Source organism: Pseudomonas sp. GW456-L13 (assembly GCF_017350115.1).
Lineage (GTDB): Bacteria > Pseudomonadota > Gammaproteobacteria > Pseudomonadales > Pseudomonadaceae > Aquipseudomonas > Aquipseudomonas jessenii.
Genome location: NZ_JACNAS010000001.1, coordinates 1,602,369 through 1,626,503 on the forward strand (window position 1 = coordinate 1,602,369; position 24,135 = coordinate 1,626,503).

The 24,135-nt window shown below is 60.2% G+C and carries 25 protein-coding genes; 3 read left to right on the forward strand and 22 right to left on the reverse strand.

Features of this window, described 5'->3' with window-relative positions:
• Positions 1–168: 168 nt before the first annotated feature.
• Entirely contained in the window at positions 169–1,743 is a 1,575-nt protein-coding gene (locus J4D25_RS07270; protein ID WP_057715866.1) for a flagellar hook-length control protein FliK, read from the forward strand.
• Positions 1,740–2,069: an EscU/YscU/HrcU family type III secretion system export apparatus switch protein gene (locus J4D25_RS07275; protein WP_057715867.1), complete on the forward strand. Its 330-nt coding sequence runs from the start codon at positions 1,740–1,742 to the stop codon at positions 2,067–2,069. Before J4D25_RS07270 ends, J4D25_RS07275 begins: the two co-directional genes overlap by 4 nt.
• 614 nt (positions 2,070–2,683) lie before the next feature.
• On the opposite strand, the gene J4D25_RS07280 is transcribed toward J4D25_RS07275, so the two are convergent.
• From J4D25_RS07280 to flhA, 14 genes are all read right to left on the reverse strand, one after another.
• Entirely contained in the window at positions 2,684–3,076 is a 393-nt protein-coding gene (locus J4D25_RS07280; protein WP_057715868.1) for a DUF2802 domain-containing protein, read from the reverse strand.
• Entirely contained in the window at positions 3,077–3,562 is a 486-nt protein-coding gene (locus J4D25_RS07285) for a chemotaxis protein CheW (protein ID WP_007980742.1), read from the reverse strand.
• A gap of 76 nt (positions 3,563–3,638) precedes the next feature.
• On the reverse strand, positions 3,639–4,580 hold the full coding sequence (locus J4D25_RS07290) for a CheW domain-containing protein (RefSeq protein ID WP_057715869.1): 942 nt from the start codon (positions 4,578–4,580) through the stop codon (positions 3,639–3,641).
• A 126-nt stretch (positions 4,581–4,706) separates the two neighbouring features.
• A complete protein-coding gene (locus J4D25_RS07295; RefSeq protein ID WP_008000390.1) occupies positions 4,707–5,495 on the reverse strand; it encodes a ParA family protein in 789 nt (262 codons plus the stop codon).
• Between the two features lie 43 nt (positions 5,496–5,538).
• Positions 5,539–6,429, reverse strand: a complete 891-nt coding sequence (gene motD, locus J4D25_RS07300; protein WP_056721611.1) for a flagellar motor protein MotD — start codon at positions 6,427–6,429, stop codon at positions 5,539–5,541.
• Between the two features lie 12 nt (positions 6,430–6,441).
• Positions 6,442–7,182, reverse strand: coding sequence for a flagellar motor protein (locus tag J4D25_RS07305; protein WP_057715870.1), 741 nt, complete (start codon positions 7,180–7,182; stop codon positions 6,442–6,444).
• Positions 7,182–8,306 (reverse strand): chemotaxis response regulator protein-glutamate methylesterase, encoded by a 1,125-nt coding sequence (locus tag J4D25_RS07310; RefSeq protein ID WP_057715871.1) that lies wholly within the window; start codon positions 8,304–8,306, stop codon positions 7,182–7,184. Before J4D25_RS07310 ends, J4D25_RS07305 begins: the two co-directional genes overlap by 1 nt.
• Before the next feature lie 48 nt (positions 8,307–8,354).
• Positions 8,355–10,619: a chemotaxis protein CheA gene (locus tag J4D25_RS07315; protein WP_057715872.1), complete on the reverse strand. Its 2,265-nt coding sequence runs from the start codon at positions 10,617–10,619 to the stop codon at positions 8,355–8,357.
• A gap of 46 nt (positions 10,620–10,665) precedes the next feature.
• On the reverse strand, positions 10,666–11,454 hold the full coding sequence (locus tag J4D25_RS07320; RefSeq protein WP_008052267.1) for a protein phosphatase CheZ: 789 nt from the start codon (positions 11,452–11,454) through the stop codon (positions 10,666–10,668).
• Between the two features lie 21 nt (positions 11,455–11,475).
• Complete coding sequence (locus J4D25_RS07325) at positions 11,476–11,847, reverse strand: chemotaxis response regulator CheY (protein WP_003183998.1); 372 nt, start codon at positions 11,845–11,847, stop codon at positions 11,476–11,478.
• A 168-nt stretch (positions 11,848–12,015) separates the two neighbouring features.
• Positions 12,016–12,756, reverse strand: coding sequence for an RNA polymerase sigma factor FliA (gene fliA, locus J4D25_RS07330; protein ID WP_057715873.1), 741 nt, complete (start codon positions 12,754–12,756; stop codon positions 12,016–12,018).
• Positions 12,753–13,583, reverse strand: coding sequence for a flagellar synthesis regulator FleN (gene fleN / locus J4D25_RS07335; protein WP_008001746.1), 831 nt, complete (start codon positions 13,581–13,583; stop codon positions 12,753–12,755). Before fleN ends, fliA begins: the two co-directional genes overlap by 4 nt.
• A 116-nt stretch (positions 13,584–13,699) precedes the next feature.
• Positions 13,700–15,028: a flagellar biosynthesis protein FlhF gene (gene flhF, locus J4D25_RS07340; protein WP_057715874.1), complete on the reverse strand. Its 1,329-nt coding sequence runs from the start codon at positions 15,026–15,028 to the stop codon at positions 13,700–13,702.
• An 11-nt stretch (positions 15,029–15,039) separates the two neighbouring features.
• The gene (gene flhA / locus J4D25_RS07345; protein ID WP_057715875.1) at positions 15,040–17,169 is read right to left on the reverse strand and encodes a flagellar biosynthesis protein FlhA; all 2,130 of its coding nucleotides are present in this window, start codon (positions 17,167–17,169) and stop codon (positions 15,040–15,042) included.
• Between the two features lie 381 nt (positions 17,170–17,550).
• Here flhA and J4D25_RS07350 point away from each other — a divergent pair, with 381 nt between their 5' ends.
• Positions 17,551–18,624 carry an RHS repeat-associated core domain-containing protein gene (locus J4D25_RS07350; RefSeq protein WP_079246790.1) on the forward strand — a complete coding sequence of 358 codons (1,074 nt, stop codon included), beginning with the start codon at positions 17,551–17,553 and terminating at the stop codon, positions 18,622–18,624.
• 21 nt (positions 18,625–18,645) lie between these two features.
• On the opposite strand, the gene flhB is transcribed toward J4D25_RS07350, so the two are convergent.
• The 8 genes from flhB to fliL form a co-directional block, all read right to left on the reverse strand.
• A complete protein-coding gene (gene flhB, locus J4D25_RS07355) occupies positions 18,646–19,785 on the reverse strand; it encodes a flagellar biosynthesis protein FlhB (protein WP_057715876.1) in 1,140 nt (379 codons plus the stop codon).
• 3 nt (positions 19,786–19,788) lie between these two features.
• Entirely contained in the window at positions 19,789–20,571 is a 783-nt protein-coding gene (gene fliR / locus J4D25_RS07360) for a flagellar biosynthetic protein FliR (protein WP_057715877.1), read from the reverse strand.
• Positions 20,572–20,574: 3 nt separating this feature from the next.
• The gene (gene fliQ / locus J4D25_RS07365; protein ID WP_015096238.1) at positions 20,575–20,844 is read right to left on the reverse strand and encodes a flagellar biosynthesis protein FliQ; all 270 of its coding nucleotides are present in this window, start codon (positions 20,842–20,844) and stop codon (positions 20,575–20,577) included.
• Complete coding sequence (gene fliP / locus J4D25_RS07370) at positions 20,841–21,599, reverse strand: flagellar type III secretion system pore protein FliP (RefSeq protein WP_057715878.1); 759 nt, start codon at positions 21,597–21,599, stop codon at positions 20,841–20,843. The genes fliQ and fliP overlap by 4 nt, the downstream gene beginning before the upstream one ends.
• Positions 21,599–22,012 (reverse strand): flagellar biosynthetic protein FliO, encoded by a 414-nt coding sequence (gene fliO / locus J4D25_RS07375; RefSeq protein ID WP_057715879.1) that lies wholly within the window; start codon positions 22,010–22,012, stop codon positions 21,599–21,601. The genes fliP and fliO overlap by 1 nt, the downstream gene beginning before the upstream one ends.
• Positions 22,013–22,042: 30 nt before the next feature.
• Positions 22,043–22,489 (reverse strand): flagellar motor switch protein FliN, encoded by a 447-nt coding sequence (fliN, locus tag J4D25_RS07380; RefSeq protein WP_015096241.1) that lies wholly within the window; start codon positions 22,487–22,489, stop codon positions 22,043–22,045.
• Between the two features lie 65 nt (positions 22,490–22,554).
• Positions 22,555–23,523, reverse strand: coding sequence for a flagellar motor switch protein FliM (fliM, locus tag J4D25_RS07385; protein WP_015096242.1), 969 nt, complete (start codon positions 23,521–23,523; stop codon positions 22,555–22,557).
• Between the two features lie 9 nt (positions 23,524–23,532).
• Positions 23,533–24,036, reverse strand: a complete 504-nt coding sequence (fliL, locus tag J4D25_RS07390; RefSeq protein ID WP_057715880.1) for a flagellar basal body-associated protein FliL — start codon at positions 24,034–24,036, stop codon at positions 23,533–23,535.
• Positions 24,037–24,135 lie beyond the last annotated feature (99 nt).

The following is a 24,135-nucleotide window of genomic DNA, read 5'->3' on the forward strand; positions in this document are numbered from 1 at the left end:
CTCTGGCGCGGCCGTTAAAGAGATGCAGCATAGATGCAATGGCGTCTTGTTCTAGAGAGCTGCGTCAAACAATTGCAAAGTTTTCGCCATTATTGGATACAACGGCGCGGCATTATACATGCCATACCTTACTCTAAAGAGTGCATTTTCCTCAGGTTGTGACCGCGTATGACAGGCGAAATGAACATCCTCCCGCTACCGCAAACCCTCCCGGCGACTTCGCGCCCGCAGGTGGTCAGCGGTGAGTTGCTCAAGTTGCTGACGCCGGTGGAGGGGCTGATCAGCGTCGGTCAAACCGCCCAGGCCGAAGTGTTGTCGCTCAAGCAGGCGGACCAGACTTTCCAGATGCTGCTCAAGGTCACCCTCGACAGCGGCCGCCAGACCACAGTCCAGACCACCAGCAATCAACCGCTGGCCCAGGGCACCACGCTGGTCGTCACCCAGCCCTCGGCGGGCAACCTGGCCGTGACGGTGCAGCAGGCCATTGCTTCCAACGTCGCCACCCTCACCCGCCTCGACACCGCGCAACTGCCCGTTGGCACCCTGCTGCAGGGCAAAGTGCTAACCTCGCAAGTGCTGCCCCAGGTGCCCGGCCAGCCCATGGTGTTTCGCTCGATGGTGGGCCTGCTAAACACCGTACTGAGCGGCAGTACCCTGAGCATCGACAGCCCGCAACCCTTGCGTATCGGCACCTTGTTGAGCGCACAGGTGCAGGACGCCCAGACCGTGAAGTTCGTGCCCCTGAGCAGCCGACAGGAACAACTGGCGGTGACCCAGCAACTGGTCGACCAGCAAAGCCGCCAGGGCTCGCTGGATAGCTTGCTCATGCGCCTGCAGAACCTTCCGCCCTCGGACCAGACATCCGTTGAATTGCGCAGCGCTGCTGCCCGTTTGCTCGCCGGCTTACCGGATGTTCAACAGTTGAGCAGCCCCAAGGGCCTGGCCCAGGCCCTGGCCAGCAGCGGCATGTTTCTCGAAAGCAAACTGCTGACCGGGCAAAACCCGACGCTCGCGCCGGACATGAAAGGCGATTTGCTCAAACTGGTTGCGCAGTTGAGTCAGGGCTTGCCAGCCAACACCAGCCTCGGCGCGATCATCGCCGCCAATACCCTGGCCCAGGCCATGCCGAATTTTGTCCGCAATGCCCTGGGCATGCTCGGTCAGGTCAGTGCCAAGCCGTCGCCGACCGGTTTCCCGCTGCCCGAACGTCTGTTAAAAGGTGCCGACGGTGAAAACGACCTCGAACACCTGCTTCGCCTGGCCGCCGCCGCGGTTTCACGCCTGCAAAGCCATCAACTGTCGAGCCTGGAACAGACCGGCGTAACCGCCGACGGACGGCTGATGAGCACCTGGCAGCTGGAAATCCCGATGCGCACAATGCAGGACATCGTGCCCTTGCAGGTCAAGTTCCAGCGCGAAGACGCCGCCGAAAAACAACAGCCAAAGGAGCGTCGCGAAGAACACGAACCCAAGCAACAGCTGTGGCGTGTGGAGCTGGCCTTCTCCATGGAGCCTTTGGGGCCGCTGCAAATCCAGGCGCAACTGGTCAAGGGCAGCCTCTGCGGCCAGCTCTGGGCCGAGCGGCCATACACCGCCAGCCTGATCGAAAGCAATTTGGCCGAGCTGCGTGATCGCCTGCTGTCCGCCGGCCTGAACGTCGGCGACCTGGACTGCCACCTCGGCACACCGCCCCAAGGCCCGCAAACCCGCCTCGAACAACGCTGGGTCGACGAAACCGCATGAAAAACCCCAACGCCCCACGCCAGGCCATCGCTCTCAAATACGACGGCACCCACGCCCCCACCCTCACCGCCAAGGGCGACGAAGAGCTGGCGGAAGAAATCCTGCGCATTGCCCGCGACTGCGAAGTGCCGATCTACGAAAACGCCGAACTGGTGAGACTGCTGGCGCGCATGGAACTGGGGGACAGCATTCCGCAGGAACTCTATCTGACGATTGCAGAGATCATTGCGTTTGCGTGGAGTTTGAAGGGGAAATTTCCGGCGGGGCAGGATACGGATGCGCTGATGGTCGAGAAGGATATTACCGAGCGCGGGGATGATTATTGAGTTTGCGAGTACGCCATCGCGAGCAGGCTCGCTCCCACAGGTGAACTCATGTTCCATGTCCGACATGGAACCATTGTAGGAGCGAGCTTGCTCGCGATGGAGGCATGAGCGCCGCGTTTCTCCAGGAAGCCCGCGTCATCGTTAACGTCCATCGCGAGCAAGCTCACTCCTACAGATGATCTGCGGTGAACACATGTTCTGTGTCCGACATGGAACCACTGTAGGAGCGAGCTTGCTCGCGATGGAGGCATGAGCGCCGCGTTTCTTCAGGAAGCCCGCGTCATCGTTGACGTCCATCGCGAGCAAGCTCGCTCCCACAGGTGATCTGCGGTGAACACATGTTCTGTGTTCGACATAGAACCATTGTAGGAGCGAGCCTGCTCGCGATGGAGGTATGAGCGCCGCGTTTCTTCAGGAGGTCCGCGTCATCGTTGACGTCCATCGCGAGCAAGCTCGCTCCCACAGGTGATCTGCGGTGAACATATGTTCTGTGTCCGACATAGAACCATTGTAGGAGCGAGCCTGCTCACGATGGAGGTATGAGCGCCGCGTTTCTTCAGGAAGCCCGCGTCATCGTTAACGACCATCGCGAGCAAGCTCGCTCCTACAGGCTGTCAGTTCTTGTGCAACTTGCTCATCAACTCCGCCTCAGCCTGGGTCAAGCCGCAGGACTGGGTCAGTTCGTTGACGCTGGCGCCCATCCCGACCAGTCGCGCCGCCTGGGCGAACGACAGGCTTGAAGGGTCGCGTTGTTCCAGCTGGGCGAGTTTGTCCGGCAAGGGCGCAACGATCGCCCGCAGTTCATGCAGGTCCTCGCCCATGCGCACATTGCCGTTCTGGTAATCCTCGACGCGCCTGGCCAGGTCCTTGATGCGCTGATCGCGCAGCGCATCACCCTGGGCCTGTTGCGCGGCGATCTGCTTTTGACCGCGAATGTACGCCAGGAACATTGCCAGCGTGCCTGCCCAAAACAGGAACAGGACAATGACCGCAACCTCGAGAATCAATCAGATACTCTCCAGTTCCGACCATTCTTCTTCGCTCATCATCTTGTCGAGCTCGACCAGGATGAGCAATTCGTTGTTCTTGTTGCATACGCCTTGAATGAACTTGGCGGACTCTTCGTTACCCACGTTCGGCGCGGTTTCGATTTCCGACTGACGCAGGTAAACCACTTCGGCCACGCTGTCGACCATGATCCCGACCACCTGCTTGTCGGCTTCGATGATGACGATACGGGTGTTGTCGCTGATCTCGGCATTCATCAGGCCGAAGCGCTGGCGGGTGTCGATCACGGTCACGACGTTGCCGCGCAGGTTGATGATGCCCAGCACGTAGCTCGGGGCACCCGGGACCGGGGCGATTTCGGTGTAACGCAGGACTTCCTGGACGCGCATCACGTTGATGCCGTAGGTCTCGTTGTCCAGCTTGAAGGTGACCCATTGCAGGATCGGATCTTCGGAACCTTTTGCCGCCGTTGCCTTGTCATTCATACCCTGCCCCCTCAAAAAACCGCCCTGGCGGTGTGTGTTCTGTGCAACATCATCAGAGTGACGTCGCCTGTTTTGTTTATTTGACTGATGTCGGTTTGTGGCCCGGCTTGTCGCCGGACATGTGCCGGGCTCCGCCGCTGGCGATCAACTCGGCCAGTGAGGCGACATCGAGCAAGGCGCACATGTGTTCAATTACCGTGCCGGCGAGCCATGGCCGCTGACCTCGGTGACTTCTCCATTTGATTTCATTCGGGTTCAGGCGCAACGAGCGGCTGACCTGATGCACTGCCAGCCCCCACTCGTAGCCTTGCACCGAAATCACGTATTGCAGACCTTGCTTGAAATCGTCGCGGTATCGGTCGGGCATGACCCAACGCGCGGTATCGAGCACCTTGAGATTGCCGGCCTGGCTCGGCAGGATGCCCAGGAACCATTCGGGCTGGCCGAACAATGGGGTCAACTCGTGGCCGGCCAGGGAGTAAATCGACCCCAGGCACACCAGCGGCACCGCCAGGGTCAAGCCGGCGACATCGAACAGCAGGCATTCGAAGGGCTCGGCAGCCCAGGACGGACGACCGTCGGTTTCCACCGGTGGCGGCGTATTGCTTGGCGGCAGATGAACTTCGACGACTGGCGGCACCAGTGCCTGAGGCACTTCGACAACAGCTGGCTCCGGTGCTGGTTGCACTTCGATGGCCTGCGGCACCAACGCCTGGAGCAACGGTGCGATGGTCGATACCGGCGCCAGCATGGGTGCCGGTGCTTCGACCACGGCTACTGGAGCCTTCGCTACCGGCGTGACCACAGGAGCGGGAGCAACTACAGTTTTTTGCGCATCGTGGGCCTGTTCTTCGAGCACTGCCGCCTGGAATTCGTCCAGCGCCGCTTCAACCTCGACCACCCGGGGAGGCGCTTCGATTTGTGGCGCAAATTCCTCGGTGATGTCCTGCAGCAAGCTGTCCAGATAAGACTGAAGCGCCAGTTGCGGGCGCGAGGTGGTCTTAAACGGCCGGTTCATGGCTGCCCCCCTGCAGGAGCGAGCTTGCTCGCGAAAAACTGTCGGGAAACGCGATCATCCAGACAGCGCACGTAATCGTTGTCGTCCATCGCGAGCAAGCTCGCTCCTACAGGGATTGGTTTCATCTCATGCCACCTGCGGCACAAGTTGCGCCGCCAGCAAATGCTTGAGCAACGCACGGTAAGCGAGAACGCCACGGCTCTTGCCGTCGAATTGTGAAGGCGTCAGACCGGCGCGGCTGGCATCGCGCAGGCGCGTGTCCACCGGGATATAGCCTTGCCAGATTTCGTCGGGGAATTTGTCGCGCAGCACGCGCAACGTTCCGAGGGACGCCTGGGTGCGGCGGTCAAACAGGGTCGGCACGATGGTGAAGGGCAGCGCCTGTTTGCGAGAGCGATTGATCATCGCCAGGGTGTTGACCATGCGCTCAAGGCCTTTGACCGCCAGATGCTCGGTCTGCACCGGGATCACCAGTTGCTGGCTCGCCGCCAAGGCATTGACCATCAGCACGCCGAGCAATGGCGGGCTGTCGATCACGGCGTAATCGAAGTCCTGCCACAGTTGCGCCAGGCTCTTGGCAATCACCAGGCCCAAACCGCTCTGCCCCGGCGACTGGCGCTCAAGGGTGGCCAGTGCGGTGCTGGAGGGCAACAGGGAGATGCGCTCGTCACTGGTCGACAGCAGCAGTTGACCCGGCAGGCCTTGGGGCACGTTGCCTTTGTGCAGGAACAAATCGTAGCTGCTGTGCTCCAGGGCGTCGGGATCGTAGCCGAAGTAGCTGGTCATGGAGCCGTGGGGGTCGAGATCGACCACGACCACACGCTTGCCCGCCTCCGCCAGTAAACCGGCTAAAGCGATGGAGGAAGTGGTTTTACCGACACCACCCTTTTGATTGGCGACTGCCCAGACTCTCATTCGGATTGTTCCTCCCGGCCGAACGGATCGACCGAGAAATAGCTCAACGTGTTAATGCGGGTGACGGAGAATTGACGGCGTTCTCTCGTACCGGCGACTTGACCGGGGTCGGTGCAGTTTGTGTGCCAGCACGCTTCAAAGCGGCATCCGGTTGCGCATGGGCGGTTCCGGTGCCGGTCAGGCTGCGGCGAACATCGAGGTTGCGCGACACCACCAGCACCACGCGACGGTTGCGGGCGCGGCCTTCGGCGGTGGCGTTGTTGGCCACCGGCTGAAACTCGCCGTAGCCCACCGAAGCCAGGCGACCGGGGTTCACCCCTTGCATCGCCAGCATGCGCACGATGCTCGCCGAGCGTGCCGAGGACAGCTCCCAGTTGGTCGGGTACTGCGCGGTACGGATCGGTTGATCGTCGGTGAAACCTTCGACATGGATCGGGTTGTCGAACGGCTTCAGGATCGCCGCGACCTTGTCGATGATGTTGAACGCGATGTCGCTGGGCATGGCGTCGCCGCTGCCGAACAACAGGCTGGAATTAAGCTCGATCTCGACCCACAACTCATTGCCGCGTACGGTCATCTGGTTGGAGCTGATCAGGTCACCGAACGCCGCACTGATGTCGTCGGCGATGCTCTTGAGCGGATCGCTGGCGCCGGAGACGCCGGCATCGACCTGGTCACTGTCCTTGACCAGCGGCTTGGCCGGGGTCACGGTCTTCGGTCGCTCGTCACCGATCGGGATCGGCTTGAGCGAACGATCGGAATCGGTAAAGACCCCGATCAGCGCCTCGGAAATGACCTTGTACTTGCCTTCGTTGATCGACGAGATGGAGTACATCACCACGAAAAAGGCGAACAGCAAGGTGATGAAGTCCGCGTAGGACACCAGCCAGCGCTCGTGGTTAACGTGTTCTTCCTGATGTCGACGACGGGCCATGAGCTTATTCCCTTAATCCATGAAGCCCTGAAGCTTCAACTCAATGGAGCGAGGGTTTTCACCTTCGGCGATCGACAGGAGCCCTTCCAGCAACATCTCGCGATAACGCGACTGACGTAACGCGATGGATTTGAGTTTGGCGGCAATCGGCAGCAGCACCAGGTTGGCACTGGCCACACCGTAGATAGTGGCGACGAACGCCACGGCAATACCGCTGCCCAGTTGCGATGGATCAGCGAGGTTGCCCATGACATGAATCAGGCCCATGACCGCACCGATGATGCCGATGGTCGGCGCGTAACCGCCCATGCTTTCGAAGACTTTGGCCGCTTCGATGTCGCGGCTTTCCTGGGTGTAGAAGTCCACTTCCAGAATGCTGCGGATCGCTTCCGGCTCGGCGCCGTCAACCAGCAGTTGCAGGCCTTTGCGTGCGTAGTTGTCCGGCTCGGCGTCGGCGATGCCTTCAAGGCCCAGCAGGCCTTCCTTGCGGGCGGTCAGGCTCCAATTCACCACGCGGTCGATGCCACCGGCCAGATCGACACGGGGCGGGAACAGGATCCAGGCGAGGATCTGCATGGCACGCTTGAAGGCACTCATCGGCGATTGCAGTAGCGCGGCGCCAATGGTGCCGCCGAGCACGATCAGCGCTGCCGGGCCGTTGGCCAGGGCGCCGAGGTGACCGCCTTCAAGGTAGTTGCCGCCGATGATCGCGACAAAGGCCATGATGATGCCAATCAGGCTTAGGACATCCATCAGATACAGGCCTCGACCAGGTGCTTGCCAATGTCGTCCAGGCTGTACACCGCGTCGGCGAGCTCGGCTTTGACGATGGCCATCGGCATGCCGTAGATCACGCAACTGGCTTCGTCCTGGGCCCAGATCGAACTGCCGCCCTGCTTGAGCAGGCGCGCGCCTTCGCGGCCGTCGGCGCCCATGCCGGTCAGGACCAGCGCCAGAACTTTGTCACCGTAGGTCTTGGCTGCCGAACCGAAGGTGATGTCCACGCACGGCTTGTAATTGAGACGCTCGTCACCCGGGAGGATTTTCACCGCGCCGCGGCCGTCGATCATCATCTGTTTGCCACCCGGTGCCAGTAGCGCCAGGCCCGGACGCAGGATATCGCCATCCTCGGCTTCCTTGACGCTGATGCGGCAGAGCTTGTCCAGGCGTTCGGCGAAGGCCTTGGTGAAGGCCGCCGGCATGTGTTGAACCAGCACGATCGGGGCCGGGAAGTTGGCCGGCAATTGAGTCAACACTCGCTGCAGGGCGACCGGGCCGCCGGTGGACGTACCGATGGCCACCAGTTTGAAGGCTTTGCGTTTCGGCGCGGGCGACGACGCAGTGGCCGCATGCGTACGCGCAGGGATCGGTGCCGGACGCGCGGGCGCGCTGCTGCCGTAACTGCCGACGCTCGAAGGCGCAGCTGTTGGAGCAGGTGCGGCCACAGGGGCCGGAGCGCTGTAAGTGCTGACGCGACGATTGCTGCGCGAGATGCTCAGGATCTTCTCGCACAACAGTTGTTTGACCTTCTCGGGGTTGCGCGAGATGTCTTCGAAATTCTTCGGCAGGAAGTCCACCGCGCCGGCATCCAGCGCATCGAGGGTGACCCGGGCGCCTTCGTGGGTCAGCGAGGAGAACATCAGGACCGGGGTCGGGCAGCGTTGCATGATGTGCCGCACGGCGGTGATGCCGTCCATCATCGGCATCTCGTAGTCCATGGTGATCACATCCGGCTTGAGGGCCAGCGCCTGATCGATCGCCTCTTTGCCGTTGGTCGCCGTGCCGACGACCTGGATATTGGAATCCGCTGAAAGAATTTCCGAGACGCGGCGGCGGAAAAACCCCGAATCGTCCACCACCAGGACTTTGACTGCCATAAACACTCCATTAGATGGAGCGAGGCCAGGCGCCTCGCTCCACCAGAATCAAATACGCCGTGTGGCGTAACGCTTGAGCATGCTCGGAACATCGAGAATCAGCGCGATGCGGCCGTCACCGGTGATGGTGGCGCCGGACATGCCCGGGGTTCCCTGGAGCATTTTGCCCAATGGCTTGATGACTACTTCTTCCTGGCCCACCAGTTGATCGACGACAAAGCCGATCCGCTGCGTGCCCACCGAAAGGATCACCACATGGCCCTCGCGCTGCTCTTCGTGAGCGGCGGAGCTGACCAGCCAGCGTTTGAGATAGAACAATGGCAGCGCCTTGTCCCGCACGATCACCACTTCCTGGCCGTCCACAACGTTGGTGGTCGACAGGTCGAGGTGGAAGATCTCGTTGACGTTCACCAGCGGGAACGCGAACGCCTGGTTACCGAGCATGACCATCAGCGTCGGCATGATCGCCAGGGTCAGCGGCACCTTGATGACGATCTTCGAACCCTGGCCCTTGGCCGAGTAGATGTTGATCGAGCCGTTGAGCTGGGAAATCTTGGTTTTCACCACGTCCATGCCCACGCCACGACCCGATACGTCGGAAATCTCGGTCTTGGTCGAGAAACCCGGGGCGAAGATCAGGTTGTAGCATTCGGTGTCGCTCAGGCGATCGGCGGCGTCCTTGTCCATCACACCGCGTTTTACCGCGATGGAACGCAGCACGTTCGGGTCCATGCCCTTGCCGTCGTCGGAGATCGACAGCAGGATGTGGTCGCCTTCCTGCTCCGCCGCCAGGATCACCTTGCCACCCCGGGCCTTGCCCGAGGCTTCACGCTCTTCCGGTGACTCGATGCCGTGGTCAACCGCGTTGCGCACCAAGTGGACCAGCGGGTCGGCCAGGGCCTCGACGAGGTTCTTGTCGAGGTCGGTTTCTTCGCCGACCAGCTCCAGGTTGATCTCTTTCTTGAGCTGGCGGGCCAGGTCGCGAACCAGGCGCGGGAAGCGCCCGAAGACTTTCTTGATCGGTTGCATCCGGGTCTTCATGACCGCGGTTTGCAAGTCGGCGGTGACCACGTCGAGGTTCGACACGGCCTTGGACATGGCTTCGTCGCCGCTGTTGAGGCCCAGGCGGACCAGGCGGTTACGCACCAGCACCAACTCGCCGACCATGTTCATGATCTCGTCCAGACGCGCGGTATCGACACGTACCGTGGTCTCGGCTTCGCTCGCCGGTTTTTCCGCCGGTGGCGCGGCCGGGGCACGGGACGATGCCGGTGCAGCAGTTGCCGGGGCCGGCGCTTCGGCTTTTGGCTCGGGGGCCCTGGCCACCGGTTTCGGCGCGGCTGCCTTCGCGGCAGGTGCCGCCACCGAGGCGTTGGCGCCGGTTGCCGTTCCAACCGTCGCGCCCACTTCAGTGAACTTGCCTTTGCCGTGCAATTCGTCGAGCAGCGCTTCGAACTCGTGATCGGAAATCAGATCGCTGCCGGCCGCCACCGCGCTTGGTGCCGCGGGTGCAGGCACAGAAGCAATGGCCGACTCCAGCGCCTCGACAGCAAAATTACCCTTGCCGTGCAGCTGGTCGAGCAGTGCTTCGAATTCGTCGTCAGTAATATCGGAACTGTCGCCAGCCGCTTTCGGGGCTTCTGGCGCAGCCGGTGCCGGGACCACCGCGTCAACGGCGAACTGGCCTTTACCGTGCAGTTGATCGAGCAACGACTCGAACTCGGCATCGGTGATTTCGTCGCTGCCAGCGGCATTGCCGGCAGGCGCTGGAACAGCCGCCGGGGCCTCGGCCTGGGCCTTGACGGCGTTCAGCGAGTCCAGCAGTTGTTCGAATTCATTGTCGGTGATATCGCCCGATTCGCTTTCAGCCACAGGCGCTTCGACCACGGCGACGACAGGTGCGGCAGCCGCCTCGTCAGCCGATTGCGGCTCGGCCAGACGGGCCAGTGCCGCGAGCAGTTCCGGTGTCGCGGCCGTGATCGGGCTGCGTTCGCGGACTTCGCTGAACATGCTGTTCACCGCGTCCAGCGCTTCGAGAACCACGTCCATCAGTTCCGAGTCGACGCGACGCTCACCCTTGCGCAGGATGTCGAACACGTTCTCGGCGATGTGGCAGCACTCCACCAGCTCGTTGAGCTGGAGGAAGCCGGCGCCCCCTTTTACAGTGTGAAAACCGCGAAAAATTGCATTGAGCAAATCCGCATCATCCGGGCGGCTTTCCAGCTCGACCAGTTGCTCGGACAGTTGCTCTAGAATCTCGCCGGCCTCAACCAGGAAATCCTGAAGGATCTCTTCATCGGCGCCGAAGCTCATTAAGGGGGTGCTCCTAAAGGTCTAAAAACCTAAAATGCCTAAAATTCTAAAACCCTAGGCTGGATAGCAAATCGTCCACATCGTCCTGACCGGACACAACGTCTTCTCTTTTATCGGCATGAATCTGCGGACCTTCACCCTGAGAGAGATGTTTTTGTGGATCTTTTTCAGCAAGCATCGCTTCACGGTCATGCTCGATGCCCGCAAAGCGGTCCACCTGACTGGCCATCAGCACGAGCTTGAGCAGGTTGCTTTCAACTTCGGTGACCAACTGGGTCACACGCTTGATCACCTGGCCTGTGAGGTCCTGGTAATCCTGGGCGAGCAGGATGTCGTTCAGGTTGCCCGACACCGCGCGATTGTCCGTGCCGCTGCGCGTCAGGAACCCGTCGACCCGCCGGGCCAGTTCACGAAACTCTTCGGCGCCGACTTCGCGACGCATGAAGCGCCCCCAGTCCGCGCTCAACACCTTGGCTTCATCGGCCAGGCCATTGACCAGTGGTGTGGCACTTTCCACCAGATCCATGGTGCGGTTGGCCGCAGCCTCGGTCAGCTTGACCACATACCCCAGGCGCTCGGTGGCGTCGGTGATCTGCGACACTTCTTCGGCCTGCGGCATGTGCGGGTCAATCTGGAAATTGACGATCGCGCTATGCAGTTCGCGGGTGAGCTTGCCCACTTCCTGATACAGGCCGCGGTCACGGGTCTGGTTGAGCTCATGGATCAATTGCACCGCGTCGCCGAACTTGCCTTTTTCAAGGCTCTCGACCAATTCGACGGCGTGTTTTTTCAGGGTCGATTCAAAATCGCCCAATGAAGTTTCGTTATTGCCCATAGCTCCCCCGTGGCGCACTCATCAACCGATGCGTTCGAAAATCTTCTCGATTTTTTCTTTCAACGCCTGGGCCGTGAAGGGCTTGACCACATAGCCGTTAACGCCGGCCTGGGCCGCTTCGATGATCTGCTCGCGCTTGGCTTCAGCGGTCACCATCAGCACCGGCAGGTGCTTGAGCTTTTCATCGGCACGCACGTGGCGCAGCAGATCGATACCGGTCATGCCAGGCATGTTCCAGTCCGTTACCAGAAAGTCGATGCTTCCGCTGTTGAGCACCGGGATGGCGGTAGTGCCATCGTCGGCCTCGACGGTGTTGGTGAACCCAAGGTCACGCAGCAGGTTCTTGATGATCCGCCGCATCGTTGAGAAGTCATCAACGATGAGGATTTTCATGTTCTTGTCCAATTCGACCTCCAAGCAGTCTTAAACGCGCCCAGCACCTGGACACGCCATTTCAATCAATCCGGCAAAGCACTCAATGACTGTCTGGAGCACAACAGATCGCGACCGGCGCAGTTCAACACCACACCAGCCTCGTTCGCAGTGTCCCCCACACTGCCTTCAGCGCGCTCGCCACTCCCCCAAACGCCCCCGCAAACGGGCCGCGCACTGGCTGTGTAACTGGCTGACCCGCGATTCGCTGACCCCCAGGACCTCACCGATTTCCTTGAGATTCAACTCTTCGTCGTAGTACAGCGCCAACACCAGTCGCTCACGCTCCGGCAAATTGGCAATCGCATCCGCCAGCGCAGCCTGGAAGCGTTCATCCTCCAGGTCGCGTGACGGCTCGACATGAGCACTCGCGCCATCCTCGTGCAGCCCTTCGTGTTCGCCGTCCTGCAACAGGTCGTCGAAACTGAACAGCCGGCTGCCCAGGGTGTCGTTCAAAATCCCGTAGTAATCGTCGAGACTCAATTGGAGTTCGGCCGCAACTTCGTGATCTTTAGCGTCACGGCCGGTTTTAGCTTCAATCGAGCGAATGGCATCGCTGACCATGCGCGTATTGCGGTGGACCGAACGTGGCGCCCAGTCCCCCTTGCGCACTTCATCGAGCATGGCGCCGCGGATTCGTATGCCCGCGTACGTCTCGAAACTGGCGCCTTTGCCGGCGTCATATTTGGTCGACACTTCAAGCAGGCCAATCATCCCGGCCTGGATCAGGTCTTCGACCTGGACACTGGCCGGTAAACGCGCCAGCAAGTGGTAGGCAATGCGTTTAACCAGCGGCGCGTAACGCTCGATCAGCTCGTACTGCGCATCACGTGCCGACTTCTTGTAGAGGTTGTAGCCGCTGGCTGTCATAGAACAGGTCCTGCTGTCTGCTGCACGAGGCGCTCGACGAAAAACTCCAGGTGCCCGCGCGGGTTGGCAGGCAGCGGCCAGGTATCAACCTTCTGCGCGATGGCCTTGAACGCCAGCGAGCACTTGGAACGAGGGAAGGCCTCGTAGACGGCGCGCTGCTTCTGCACGGCCTTGCGCACGCTTTCGTCGTAAGGCACCGCACCGACGTATTGCAGGGCGACGTCGAGGAAGCGATCCGTGACCTTGGTCAACTTGGCGAACAGGTTGCGTCCTTCCTGCGGGCTCTGGGCCATGTTGGCCAGGACGCGGAAGCGGTTCATGCCGTAGTCGCGATTGAGCAACTTGATCAAGGCGTAGGCATCGGTGATCGAGGTCGGCTCGTCGCACACCACCAGCAGCACTTCCTGGGCTGCGCGGACGAAACTGACTACCGAGTCACCAATGCCCGCAGCGGTGTCGATCACCAGTACGTCGAGGTTATCGCCGATATCACTGAAAGCCTGGATCAGGCCGGCGTGTTGCGCGGGGCTCAGATGCACCATGCTCTGAGTGCCGGATGCGGCCGGAACGATACGGATGCCGCCTGGTCCCTGCAGCAATACATCGCGCAGTTCGCAGCGGCCCTCGATCACGTCGGCCAGGGTACGTTTGGGTGTCAGGCCCAGCAGAACGTCGACGTTCGCCAGTCCCAGGTCGGCGTCCAACAGCATGACGCGCCGGCCAAGTTCGGCCAAAGCCAGGGACAAGTTCACTGACACATTAGTTTTCCCGACGCCACCTTTGCCGCCGGTCACCGCGATCACCTGTACGGGATGCATGCTGCCCATGTTATTTCTTTACCTTGTCTTGCATAGACGGAGGCCACATTACTGGCTGCGCGTTCACAAACGGAACAATGCATGGCAGACCATCGATGTAGGTACAAAAACTGTTCATTATTACCTCAGCCAACCTGCTTGGTCGGGCTGTGGTAGATGTCAGCGAACATGTCAGCCATGGCTTCTTCGCTGGGTTCTTCCTGCATTTGCACGCTCACGGCGCGGCTGACCAATTGATGACGGCGCGGCAGATGCAAATCATCCGGGATCCGCGGGCCATCGGTCAGGTAAGCCACCGGCAGTTCATGGCTGATGGCAAGGCTCAACACCTCACCCAGACTAGCCGTTTCATCCAGTTTAGTCAGAATGCAGCCGGAGAGCCCGCAGCGCTTGTAACTGTGATACGCGGCCGTTAGAACCTGTTTCTGGCTGGTGGTTGCCAGGACCAGATAATTTTTTGATTTGATGCCGCGACCGGCCAGGCTTTCGAGCTGCATGCGCAGCGCCGGATCGCTGGCCTGCAGGCCCGCGGTATCGATCAGCACCACGCGTTTGCGCAGCAACGGCTCCAGGGCCTGCACCAGGGACTGGCCGGGATCGACGTGGGTCACCGACACATTGAGAATGCGCCCTAGGGTCTTGAGCTGTTCCTGGGCGCCGATGCGGAAGCTGTCCATGCTCACCAACGCAATGTTCTGCGCGCCGTACTTGAGCACGTAACGGGCGGCCAGCTTGGCCAGGGTGGTGGTCTTGCCCATGCCGGCAGGGCCGACCATAGCGATCACTCCGCCCTCTTCCAGCGGCTCGACTTCCGGAGTAACGATCATGCGCGCCAGGTGCGCCAGCAACATGCGCCAGGCCTGACGAGGCTCTTCGATTTCGGTGATCATTGCCAGCAGGTCGCGCGACAGCGGGCCAGACAGGCCGATACGTTGCAGGCGACGCCAGAGGTTGGCCTGGTCCGGACGGCTGCCTTGCAGCTGATTCCAGGCCAGGGAGCCGAGTTGTACTTCCATCAGTTCGCGCAGGCTGTTGAGCTCGAAACGCATCGAGTCGAACGCGCGCGGGTCCACGCCACCGGACGCTGGCGCAGCGGCCGGCGCGGGACGACGGGGTTCGGCGTAGGTCGGCTCGATCAGCGGCTCGGCGGCAGTCAACGGCAATCCGGCGAACAGTTGGCGATTGGTTGCATTGTCGCTCTCGCCATCGCCACGCAGGCTCAATTCGGCCTGGGCGGTGACGATCCGCGACTGAGTCTTGCGCAATTCGTCTTCGAGTTCCATGTTCGGAACCCGCGGCGCCAGCGCCGACAACTTGTAATCCAGCGCAGCTGTCAGTTCGACCCCCCCGGCGATCCGGCGGTTGCCAATGATGGCGGCATCAGCGCCCAGCTCATCGCGAACCAGCTTCATGGCCTGACGCATATCGGCGGCGAAAAAACGCTTAACTTGCATAAACCACTACCTCAGCCGTTGGGCCCTACTGTCGCAACGATGGTCACTTGCTTGTTGTCAGGGATTTCCTGGTAAGCCAACACATGCAAACCCGGGACTGCGAGCCGGCCAAATCGCGAGAGCATCGCGCGAACCGGACCGGCCACCAGCAGAATCACCGGCTGACCTTGCATCTCCTGACGCTGCGCCGCGTCGATCAACGAACGTTGCAGCTTCTCAGCCATGCTTGGCTCCAGCAGAACGCCCTCTTCCGAGCCTTGTCCTGCCTTTTGCAGACTATTGAGCAATATCTGTTCCAACCTTGGCTCCAGCGTGATAACTGGCAGCTCCGACTCAGTACCTACAATGCTTTGGACGATTGCGCGGGATACGCCAACCCGCACGGCAGCCACCAGCGCGGCGGTATCTTGACTCTTGGCGGCATTGTTGGCGATCGCCTCGGCAATACTGCGGATATCGCGAACAGGCACCTGTTCGGCCAACAGCGCTTGCAACACCTTGAGCAACTGCGACAGCGAAACCACGCCCGGCACCAGCTCCTCGGCCAGTTTCGGCGAGCTTTTGGCCAGCAATTGCATGAGTTGCTGCACTTCTTCGTGACCGATCAGCTCACTGGAATGCTTGTAGAGTATCTGGTTCAAGTGAGTAGCCACTACTGTACTGGCATCGACCACCGTATAACCGAGGGATTGCGCCTGGGCGCGCTGGCTGATTTCGATCCAGACCGCCTCCAGGCCGAAAGCCGGATCTTTGGCGGTAATGCCGTTGAGCGTGCCGTAGACCTGCCCCGGGTTGATCGCCAGCTCGCGATCCGGGTAAATCTCCGCTTCGGCCAGGATCACTCCCATGAGGGTCAGGCGATAGGCACTCGGCGCCAGGTCGAGGTTGTCGCGGATATGCACCGTGGGCATCAGGAAGCCCAGATCCTGGGACAGCTTCTTGCGCACGCCCTTGATTCGCGCCAGCAACTGGCCGCCCTGGTTGCGGTCCACCAGCGGAATCAGCCGATAACCCACCTCCAGGCCGATCATGTCGATCGGTGTCACGTCATCCCAGCCAAGCTCCTTGGTTTCCTGGGCGCGGGCCGGCGACGGCAGCAACTCCTGCTGGCGCTTGACCTCTTGCAGGGCGTGAACCTTGGCCACGTTCTGCTTCTTCCAGAACAGGTAAGCGCCACCGGCCGCCAGGGCCGCCATGCTCAGGAACGAGAAGTGCGGCATGCCGGGCACCAGGCCCATGACCGCCATCAAACCGGCTGCCACCGCCAGCGCCTTGGGCGAAGCGAACATCTGGCGATTGATTTGCTTGCCCATGTCTTCCGAACCGGACGCACGGGTCACCATGATTGCCGCTGCTGTCGATAACAACAGTGATGGCAATTGCGCCACCAAACCGTCACCGATGGTCAGCAGCGCATACACCTTGCCGGCGTCGCCGAAGGTCATGCCGTGCTGGAAGATACCGACCGCCATGCCGCCGATCAGGTTGATGAACAGGATCAACAGGCCGGCGATGGCGTCGCCGCGGACGAATTTGCTGGCGCCGTCCATGGAACCGTAGAACTCGGCTTCCTGGGCCACTTCCGAACGACGGGCCTTGGCCTGGGCCTGATCGATCAGACCGGCGTTGAGGTCGGCGTCGATCGCCATTTGCTTGCCGGGCATCGCATCGAGGGTGAAACGCGCGCTCACCTCGGAAATCCGCCCCGCGCCCTTGGTCACCACGACGAAGTTGATGATCATCAAAATCGCGAAGACCACAATACCGACCACGTAGTTACCGCCGATCACCACCTCACCGAAGGCCTGGATCACCTTGCCGGCCGCCGCATGACCATCCTGGCCGTGGAGCATCACCACCCGCGTCGAAGCCACGTTCAATGCCAGGCGCAACAACGTCGCCACCAGCAGAATGGTCGGAAACACCGCGAAATCCAGCGGGCGCAGGGCATAGACGCACACCAGCAGCACGACAATGGACAGGGCAATGTTGAAGGTGAAGAACACGTCCAGCAGGAACGGCGGCACCGGCAACATCATCATCGCCAGCATGACCAGCAGCAACAGCGGCACGCCCAGATTGCCGCGACTCAAATCGGCAACGTTTGTGCGAGCAGTGTTGAATAACTGAGAGCGATCCACCGGTTTTCCCCGTTCCTTTAAAGCAAACTTTTGACGCCTGAAGCAGGCTCGGGGCGGCTACTGCAAGAAGCTTTCCAACTTTTGCGTGGAGGGAAATTGAGGGTGTGGAGTAAGCCTGTGCAGCTTCAGAAAAAGGCTAAATTTCAAAACAGCGGAGAACCCTGTGGGAGCGAGCTTGCTCGCGATGACGTCGGCACAACAAACATACTTGCTGGCTGACCCACCGCTATCGCGAGCAAGCTCACTCCCACAGGAATTGCGGCGCTCCGGACTGCCCACCCGCCGCAAAGACCACTGAACCTATCAGTTCTGCTAGTACCCACCTGCGACTGACTCACCGATACTCAATCGCCCTCCCTTTGAGAATCTGGAGCGACCTCCATGGAATCCACACAACCCATCCTGCGTTGCCGCTACAGCTATGACCCTCTGGATCGCCTGATCAGCCAGCTTCAACCGGATGTACCCGCTCACCAGCGTTTTTACTGCAAAAGCCGCTTGGCGACCGAAATTCAGGGCGCGACGAGGCATTCAATTTTTCAAAACGACGACCTTTTATTGGCTCAGCAGCAACGCGAGGGCGACGCACTCGATACCACGTTGCTGGCTACCGACTTGCAACGCTCGGTATTACACACCGTCAACAAGGGCCTCCAACCGCCCCCCATCGCTTACTCCCCTTATGGCCATCGCCCGGCACTCAACGGCTTGCTCAGCCTGCTGGGTTTTAACGGCGAACGGCTGGACCCGGTGACCGGGCATTATTTGTTGGGAAATGGCTATCGGGCGTTTAATCCGCATTTGATGCGGTTTAATAGTCCGGATAATTTAAGCCCATTTGGGAAGGGAGGGCTGAATACCTATGCTTATTGTTTAGGCGATCCAATAAATCGTTACGATCCAAATGGACATATTTCTATAACAAAATTGTTTCGCACGCTTTTTTCACGCTTTGAAACCAATCCTGTTCGACCCGCCTATAAAAGCGGACCTGAAACGCTATTCACAACAGCTAAAAATGTGAAAACACTTAAACCTGATAACTCTTGGCAAGAATTGACTACCTGGAAATGGAGCGACGATGATTATCGAATTAAAGCCGTGATAGCTGACGAAACAACAATATCAACAAAAACCGAGCATAGCACATGGACAACTACAAAGCGCAACCCCACTCTTCAAGAACTAATCTACTCAACACTAAATCATGAACAAATGAGTCAACTTCCTCCACCGCTCCCTTACCGCATAGATAGGTACGTGGATTTATACAACATGAAAAATGCAGCAGGAAATATAAGACCTGCACTTAGAGCAAATAACCTTTCAGGCAGAAATATTGTTCACGAAAGCCTTAACGTAACAGCCGTAAAAGCAACAGAAGGCGTATTAACCGGAGTTCATCCAGAAAAAGCCCGTTTACTAATCAGGGATGGAATCTATCCAATTTATTAACTCGCACGTGCAGCATCCAATCTAGGAGTCGCGCCTCAAATCCGGCGGAATCGGCAAATCATCCTTAAGCGGATCAGGCCGCTTGCCCTTGCCCGCCCGATACTGTCGAATCTGATAAACGTAAGCCAGCACCTGCGCGACCGCCAGGTAGAGACCGCCGGGAATCTCCTGCTCCAGTTCCGTGGAGTAGTAGATCGACCGCGCCAGCGCCGGAGACTCCAGCAACAGAATCTCGTTGGCCGCCGCGATCTCACGGATTTTCAGGGCCAGGAAGTCGCTACCCTTGGCCAGCAATACCGGCGCATTACCCTTTTCCGGGTCGTACTTGAGGGCCACGGCGTAGTGGGTCGGGTTGGTGATGACCACGTCGGCCTCGGGAATGGCGGCCATCATCCGCCGCTGGGACATCTCGCGCTGCAGCTGTCGAATTCGCTGCTTGACCTCCGGTCGCCCCTCTTGATCCTTGTGCTCGTCACGCACTTCCTGCTTGGTCATCAGCAGCTTCTTGTGGCTTTCCCAGAGCTGCACCGGCACATCCACCGCAGCGATGAGGATCAGCCCGCAGGCCATCCACAAGGTACTCCAGCCCACGACTTGCAGGCTGTGAATGATCGCCATGTCCAAGGGCTCATGGGCGATGCGCAGCAGGTCGTCGATGTCCGACGACAGCACCGCCAGCGCCACGAACAGGATGATGATGAACTTGGCCAGAGCCTTGAGCAGTTCGACCAGCGACTTGGTCGAGAACATGCGTTTGAGGCCGGGACCGGGGTTCAAGCGGCTGAATTTGGGCGCCATGGAACTTGCCGCGAACAGCCAGCCACCCAGGGAAATCGGACCGATGATGGCAGCCAGCACCAACGTGATCATCACTGGCTGGATCGACCACAGGGCAATTTGCCCCGAGCGCATCAGGTAGGTGGCCATGGAGCGCTGATCCAGAATCACCTCCCGCGGCAGCGAGAAGTTGATGCGCATCAGCTCCATCATGTCCTGCGCCATGGCGCCGCCAAAAATCAGCAGCGCCGAGGCACCGACCAGCATGATCGCCAGGGTGTTGAGTTCCTTGGACCGCGCAACCTCACCCTTTTCACGGGAGTCCTGCTTGCGCTTCTCCGTGGGGTCTTCTGTTTTATCCTGACCGCTTTCGCTCTCGGCCATGACTCAGCTCGCCCGCGCCATTTCGCGTAACAACTGCAAGGCCTCGGAGGCCAGCGGTTGATACTGGTTGAGAATGTCCGCCAGGCCGACCCAGACAATGAACAGCCCAAGCACCAGGATCAGCGGGAAGCCGACAGAGAAAATATTGAGTTGCGGCGCCGCCCGGGTCATGACGCCAAACGCGATGTTGACCACCAGCAACGCGGTGATCGCCGGCAGTACCAGCAACAGCGCCGCACCGAGCACCCAGCCGAGCTTGCCGGCCAGTTCCCAGTAGTGGTTGACCATCAGGCCGCCCCCCACCGGCAACGTGGTGAAACTCTCGGTGAGGATCTCGAACACCACCAGATGACCGTTCATGGACAGGAACAGCAGCGTCACCAGCATGGTGAAGAACTGCCCGATCACCGCCGTCGATACGCCGTTGGCCGGGTCGATCATGGAGGCGAAGCCCATGCCCATCTGGATGGCGACGATTTGCCCGGCCACCACAAAGGCCTGGAAGAACAGCTGCAAGGAAAAACCCATCACCGCACCGATGAGAATCTGCTCGGCAATCAGCAATAGCCCGCTCAAATCCAGGGCATTGACCGGAGGCATCGGCGGCAGGCCCGGCGCGATGACCACGGTGATGGCCAACGCGAAATACAGGCGGATGCGCCGGGGCAGCAAGGTCGTGCCAAACACCGGCATGACCATCAGCAAGGCGCCGACGCGAAACAGCGGCAACATGAACGTCGCCACCCAGGTGCTGATCTGGGTATCGGTCAGTGCAAGCAGTGACATGGCTTAGCCGATGACCTGCGGAATACTGCCGTACAACTGCAGGATGTACTCCATGAAAGTCTGCACCAGCCATGGACCGCCAACGATCAGCGTCACCAGCATCACCAACAGGCGCGGCAAAAAGCTCAGGGTCTGTTCGTTGATCTGCGTGGCGGCCTGAAACATCGCCACCAACAGGCCCACCAGCAAACTCGGAATCACCAGCACGGCGACCATCATGGTGGTCAGCCACAGCGCTTCGCGAAAGATGTCGACCGCAACTTCCGGGGTCATGGCGAGACACCGCCGAAGCTGCTGGCCAGCGTGCCGATGATCAGCGCCCAGCCATCCACCAGCACGAACAACATGATCTTGAACGGCAGGGAAATGATCAGCGGCGACAGCATCATCATACCCATGGCCATCAATACGCTAGCCACGACCAGGTCGATGATCAGGAACGGAATGAAGATCATGAAGCCGATCTGGAATGCCGTTTTCAGCTCGGAGGTCACAAAGGCCGGCACCAGGATGGTCAATGGCGCCTGATCCGGCGTCGCGATGTCAGTGCGCTTGGACAGGCGCATGAACAGTTCCAGATCGCTGGTGCGGGTCTGGGCGAGCATGAAGTTCTTGATCGGCACCTGGGCCTTGGCGACCGCATCCTGGGCCGTCAGTTTTTCCGCCAGATACGGCTGCAAGGCGTCCTGGTTCACCCGGTCGAACACCGGCGCCATGATGAACAGGGTCAGGAACAGCGCCATGCCGGTGAGGATCTGGTTCGACGGTGTCTGCTGCAGGCCCAGGGCCTGGCGCAGGATCGAGAAGACAATGATGATCCGGGTGAAACTGGTCATCAGCATGACAAACGCCGGGATAAAACTCAGCGCGGTCATGATCAGCAGGATTTGCAGGCTGACCGAGTATTCCTGCGCACCCTGCGCATTGGTGCCCAGGGTGATGGCCGGGATCGACAACGGATCGGCGGCGAATGCCAGCGGCGCGGCCAGCATCAGGGTCAGCATCAAGGCGATGCGCAGCGCACCCATTACTTCTTATCCTTCTGATCTTTACCCAGCATCTCCAACAGGCGCTGGGCAAATTCCGGCGTCGGCTTCTCGGTACTCGGCACTTGCACCGACTCCTTGAGCACATGCAGCGCAGTGATGTTGCCGGGGCTCAGGCCCAACAGGATCTGCTCGTTGCCGACCTGCACCAGCATCAGGCGGTCGCGAGGCCCCAGCGCGCGGGAACCGACAATCTCGATCACCTGCCCCTTGCCAGCCGGACCGGCCTGCTGGACCCGACGCAGCAACCAGGCGAGGAGGAAGATCAACCCCAGCACCAGCAGCAAGCCGAACACCAGCTGCGTCAGTTGCCCAGCCACACCGCTGCTCACTGCCGGCGCGGCAGCCGTGGTCGCCGTAGCGACAGGCTCAGCCGCCAGCACGCTGAACGGCATCGCCAATACAAACCCGAGAACCCTTTTCACTCAGCGCAGCTTCTTGATGCGTTCGCTCGGGCTGATCACGTCCGTCAGGCGGATGCCGAACTTCTCGTTGACCACCACCACTTCACCGTGGGCGATGAGCGTGCCATTGACCAGCACGTCCAGCGGCTCGCCGGCCAGGCGATCAAGCTCGATCACCGAACCCTGGTTCAGTTGCAGCAGGTTGCGGATGTTGATGTCGGTGCTGCCCACTTCCATGGAAATCGACACCGGGATATCGAGGATCACGTCCAGGTTCGGGCCTTCGAGGCTCACCGGATCGTTGTTTTTCGGCACGCTGCCGAACTCTTCCATGGGCAGACGGTTGGACGCGGAATTGCCGGAATCGGCGGCCAGCAAGGCATCGATATCGGCCTGCCCGGCATCACCGGTTTCTTCCAGGGCTGCTGCCCACTCATCGGCCAGAGCCTGGTCGTCTTGCGTGTTCATTTGTCAGTGTCCTCGGCGAGCAAAAATTCAGAATTCGTTTAATCGCGAATGGGTACGAGCGCCGGTCAACGGCGCTCGATCGGCTCGATCACTTGCAACGCCAGATTGCCCTTGTGCGAGCCCATCTTGACCTTGAAGGCCGGCACGCCGTTGGCGCGCATGATCATTTCTTCCGGCATGTCGACCGGGATCACATCCCCCGGCTGCATGTGCAGGATGTCGCGCAGGCGCAACTGACGACGAGCCACCGTCGCACCGATCGGCACGTCGACGTCCAGCACGTCCTGGCGCAGGGCGTTGACCCAGCGCTCGTCCTGATCGTCGAGGTCCGACTGGAAGCCGGCGTCGAGCATTTCGCGCACTGGCTCGATCATCGAGTACGGCATGGTCACGTGCAGGTCGCCGCCACCGCCATCGAGTTCGATGTGGAAGGTCGACACCACAATGGCCTCGCTCGGGCCGACGATGTTGGCCATGGCCGGGTTCACTTCCGAGTTGATGTACTCGAAGTTGACTTCCATGATCGCCTGCCAGGCTTCCTTCAAATCGACGAACGCCTGCTCCAGCACCATGCGTACCACACGCAGTTCGGTCGGCGTGAATTCACGCCCTTCGATCTTGGCGTGGCGGCCGTCGCCGCCGAAGAAGTTGTCCACCAGCTTGAACACCAGTTTGGCGTCGAGGATGAACAGCGCGGTGCCGCGCAGGGGTTTGATCTTGACCAGGTTGAGACTGGTCGGCACGTACAGCGAGTGCACGTATTCGCCGAACTTCATCACCTGCACGCCGCCGACCGCCACGTCCGCCGAGCGACGCAGCATGTTGAACATGCTGATGCGTGTGTAGCGGGCGAAACGCTCGTTGATCATTTCCAGGGTCGGCATGCGTCCACGGACGATGCGATCCTGGCTGGTCAGGTCATAGCTTTTGACGCTGCCGGGTTCGGCAGCGTTTTCGGTCTGTACCAGACCATCGTCGACGCCATGCAACAGCGCGTCGATCTCATCCTGGGACAGCAGGTCCTGCACGGCCATGTCGTGTTCCTACTGCAGTACGAAATTAGTGAAAAGCAACTGTTCGATCACCACTTTACCGAGCTCTTTCTGCGCCACTTCCTGGACACTGGCGGTAGCTTTCTGCCGCAGCATTTCCTGGCCGACCGGCGAGGCGAGGGTCGCGAAGTCCTGCCCGGAGAACAGCATCACCAGGTTATTGCGGATCACCGGCATGTGGACCTTGAGCGCCTCCAGATCCGCCTGGTTGCGCGCGAGCATGGTGATGCTCACTTGCATGTAGCGCTGGCGACCGTTCTGGTTGAAGTTGGCCACGAAAGCCGGCGCCATCGCCTCGAAAATCGCTGGCTGCTTGCCGACAGGAGCGGTTTGTTCCACTACGGCGGCAGGCTTGCTCTGAGCGCTGTGCATGAAGTACCAGGTCGCCCCCACGGACACACCGATCGCCAGCAGCAGGGCCAGCACGATCACGATAATCAGCTTGAGTTTGCCTTTGGTTGCGGGGTCTTTTACTGCTGCGTCGCTCTTCGCCATGCCAATAATCCGTCACTATTCGGGTTTTCACAGTCGCACGGCAAGGCAAGAGCAAGTGTTATGCCAGAAGTATCGGGAAGAGCTGGGCGGACCGGCTTC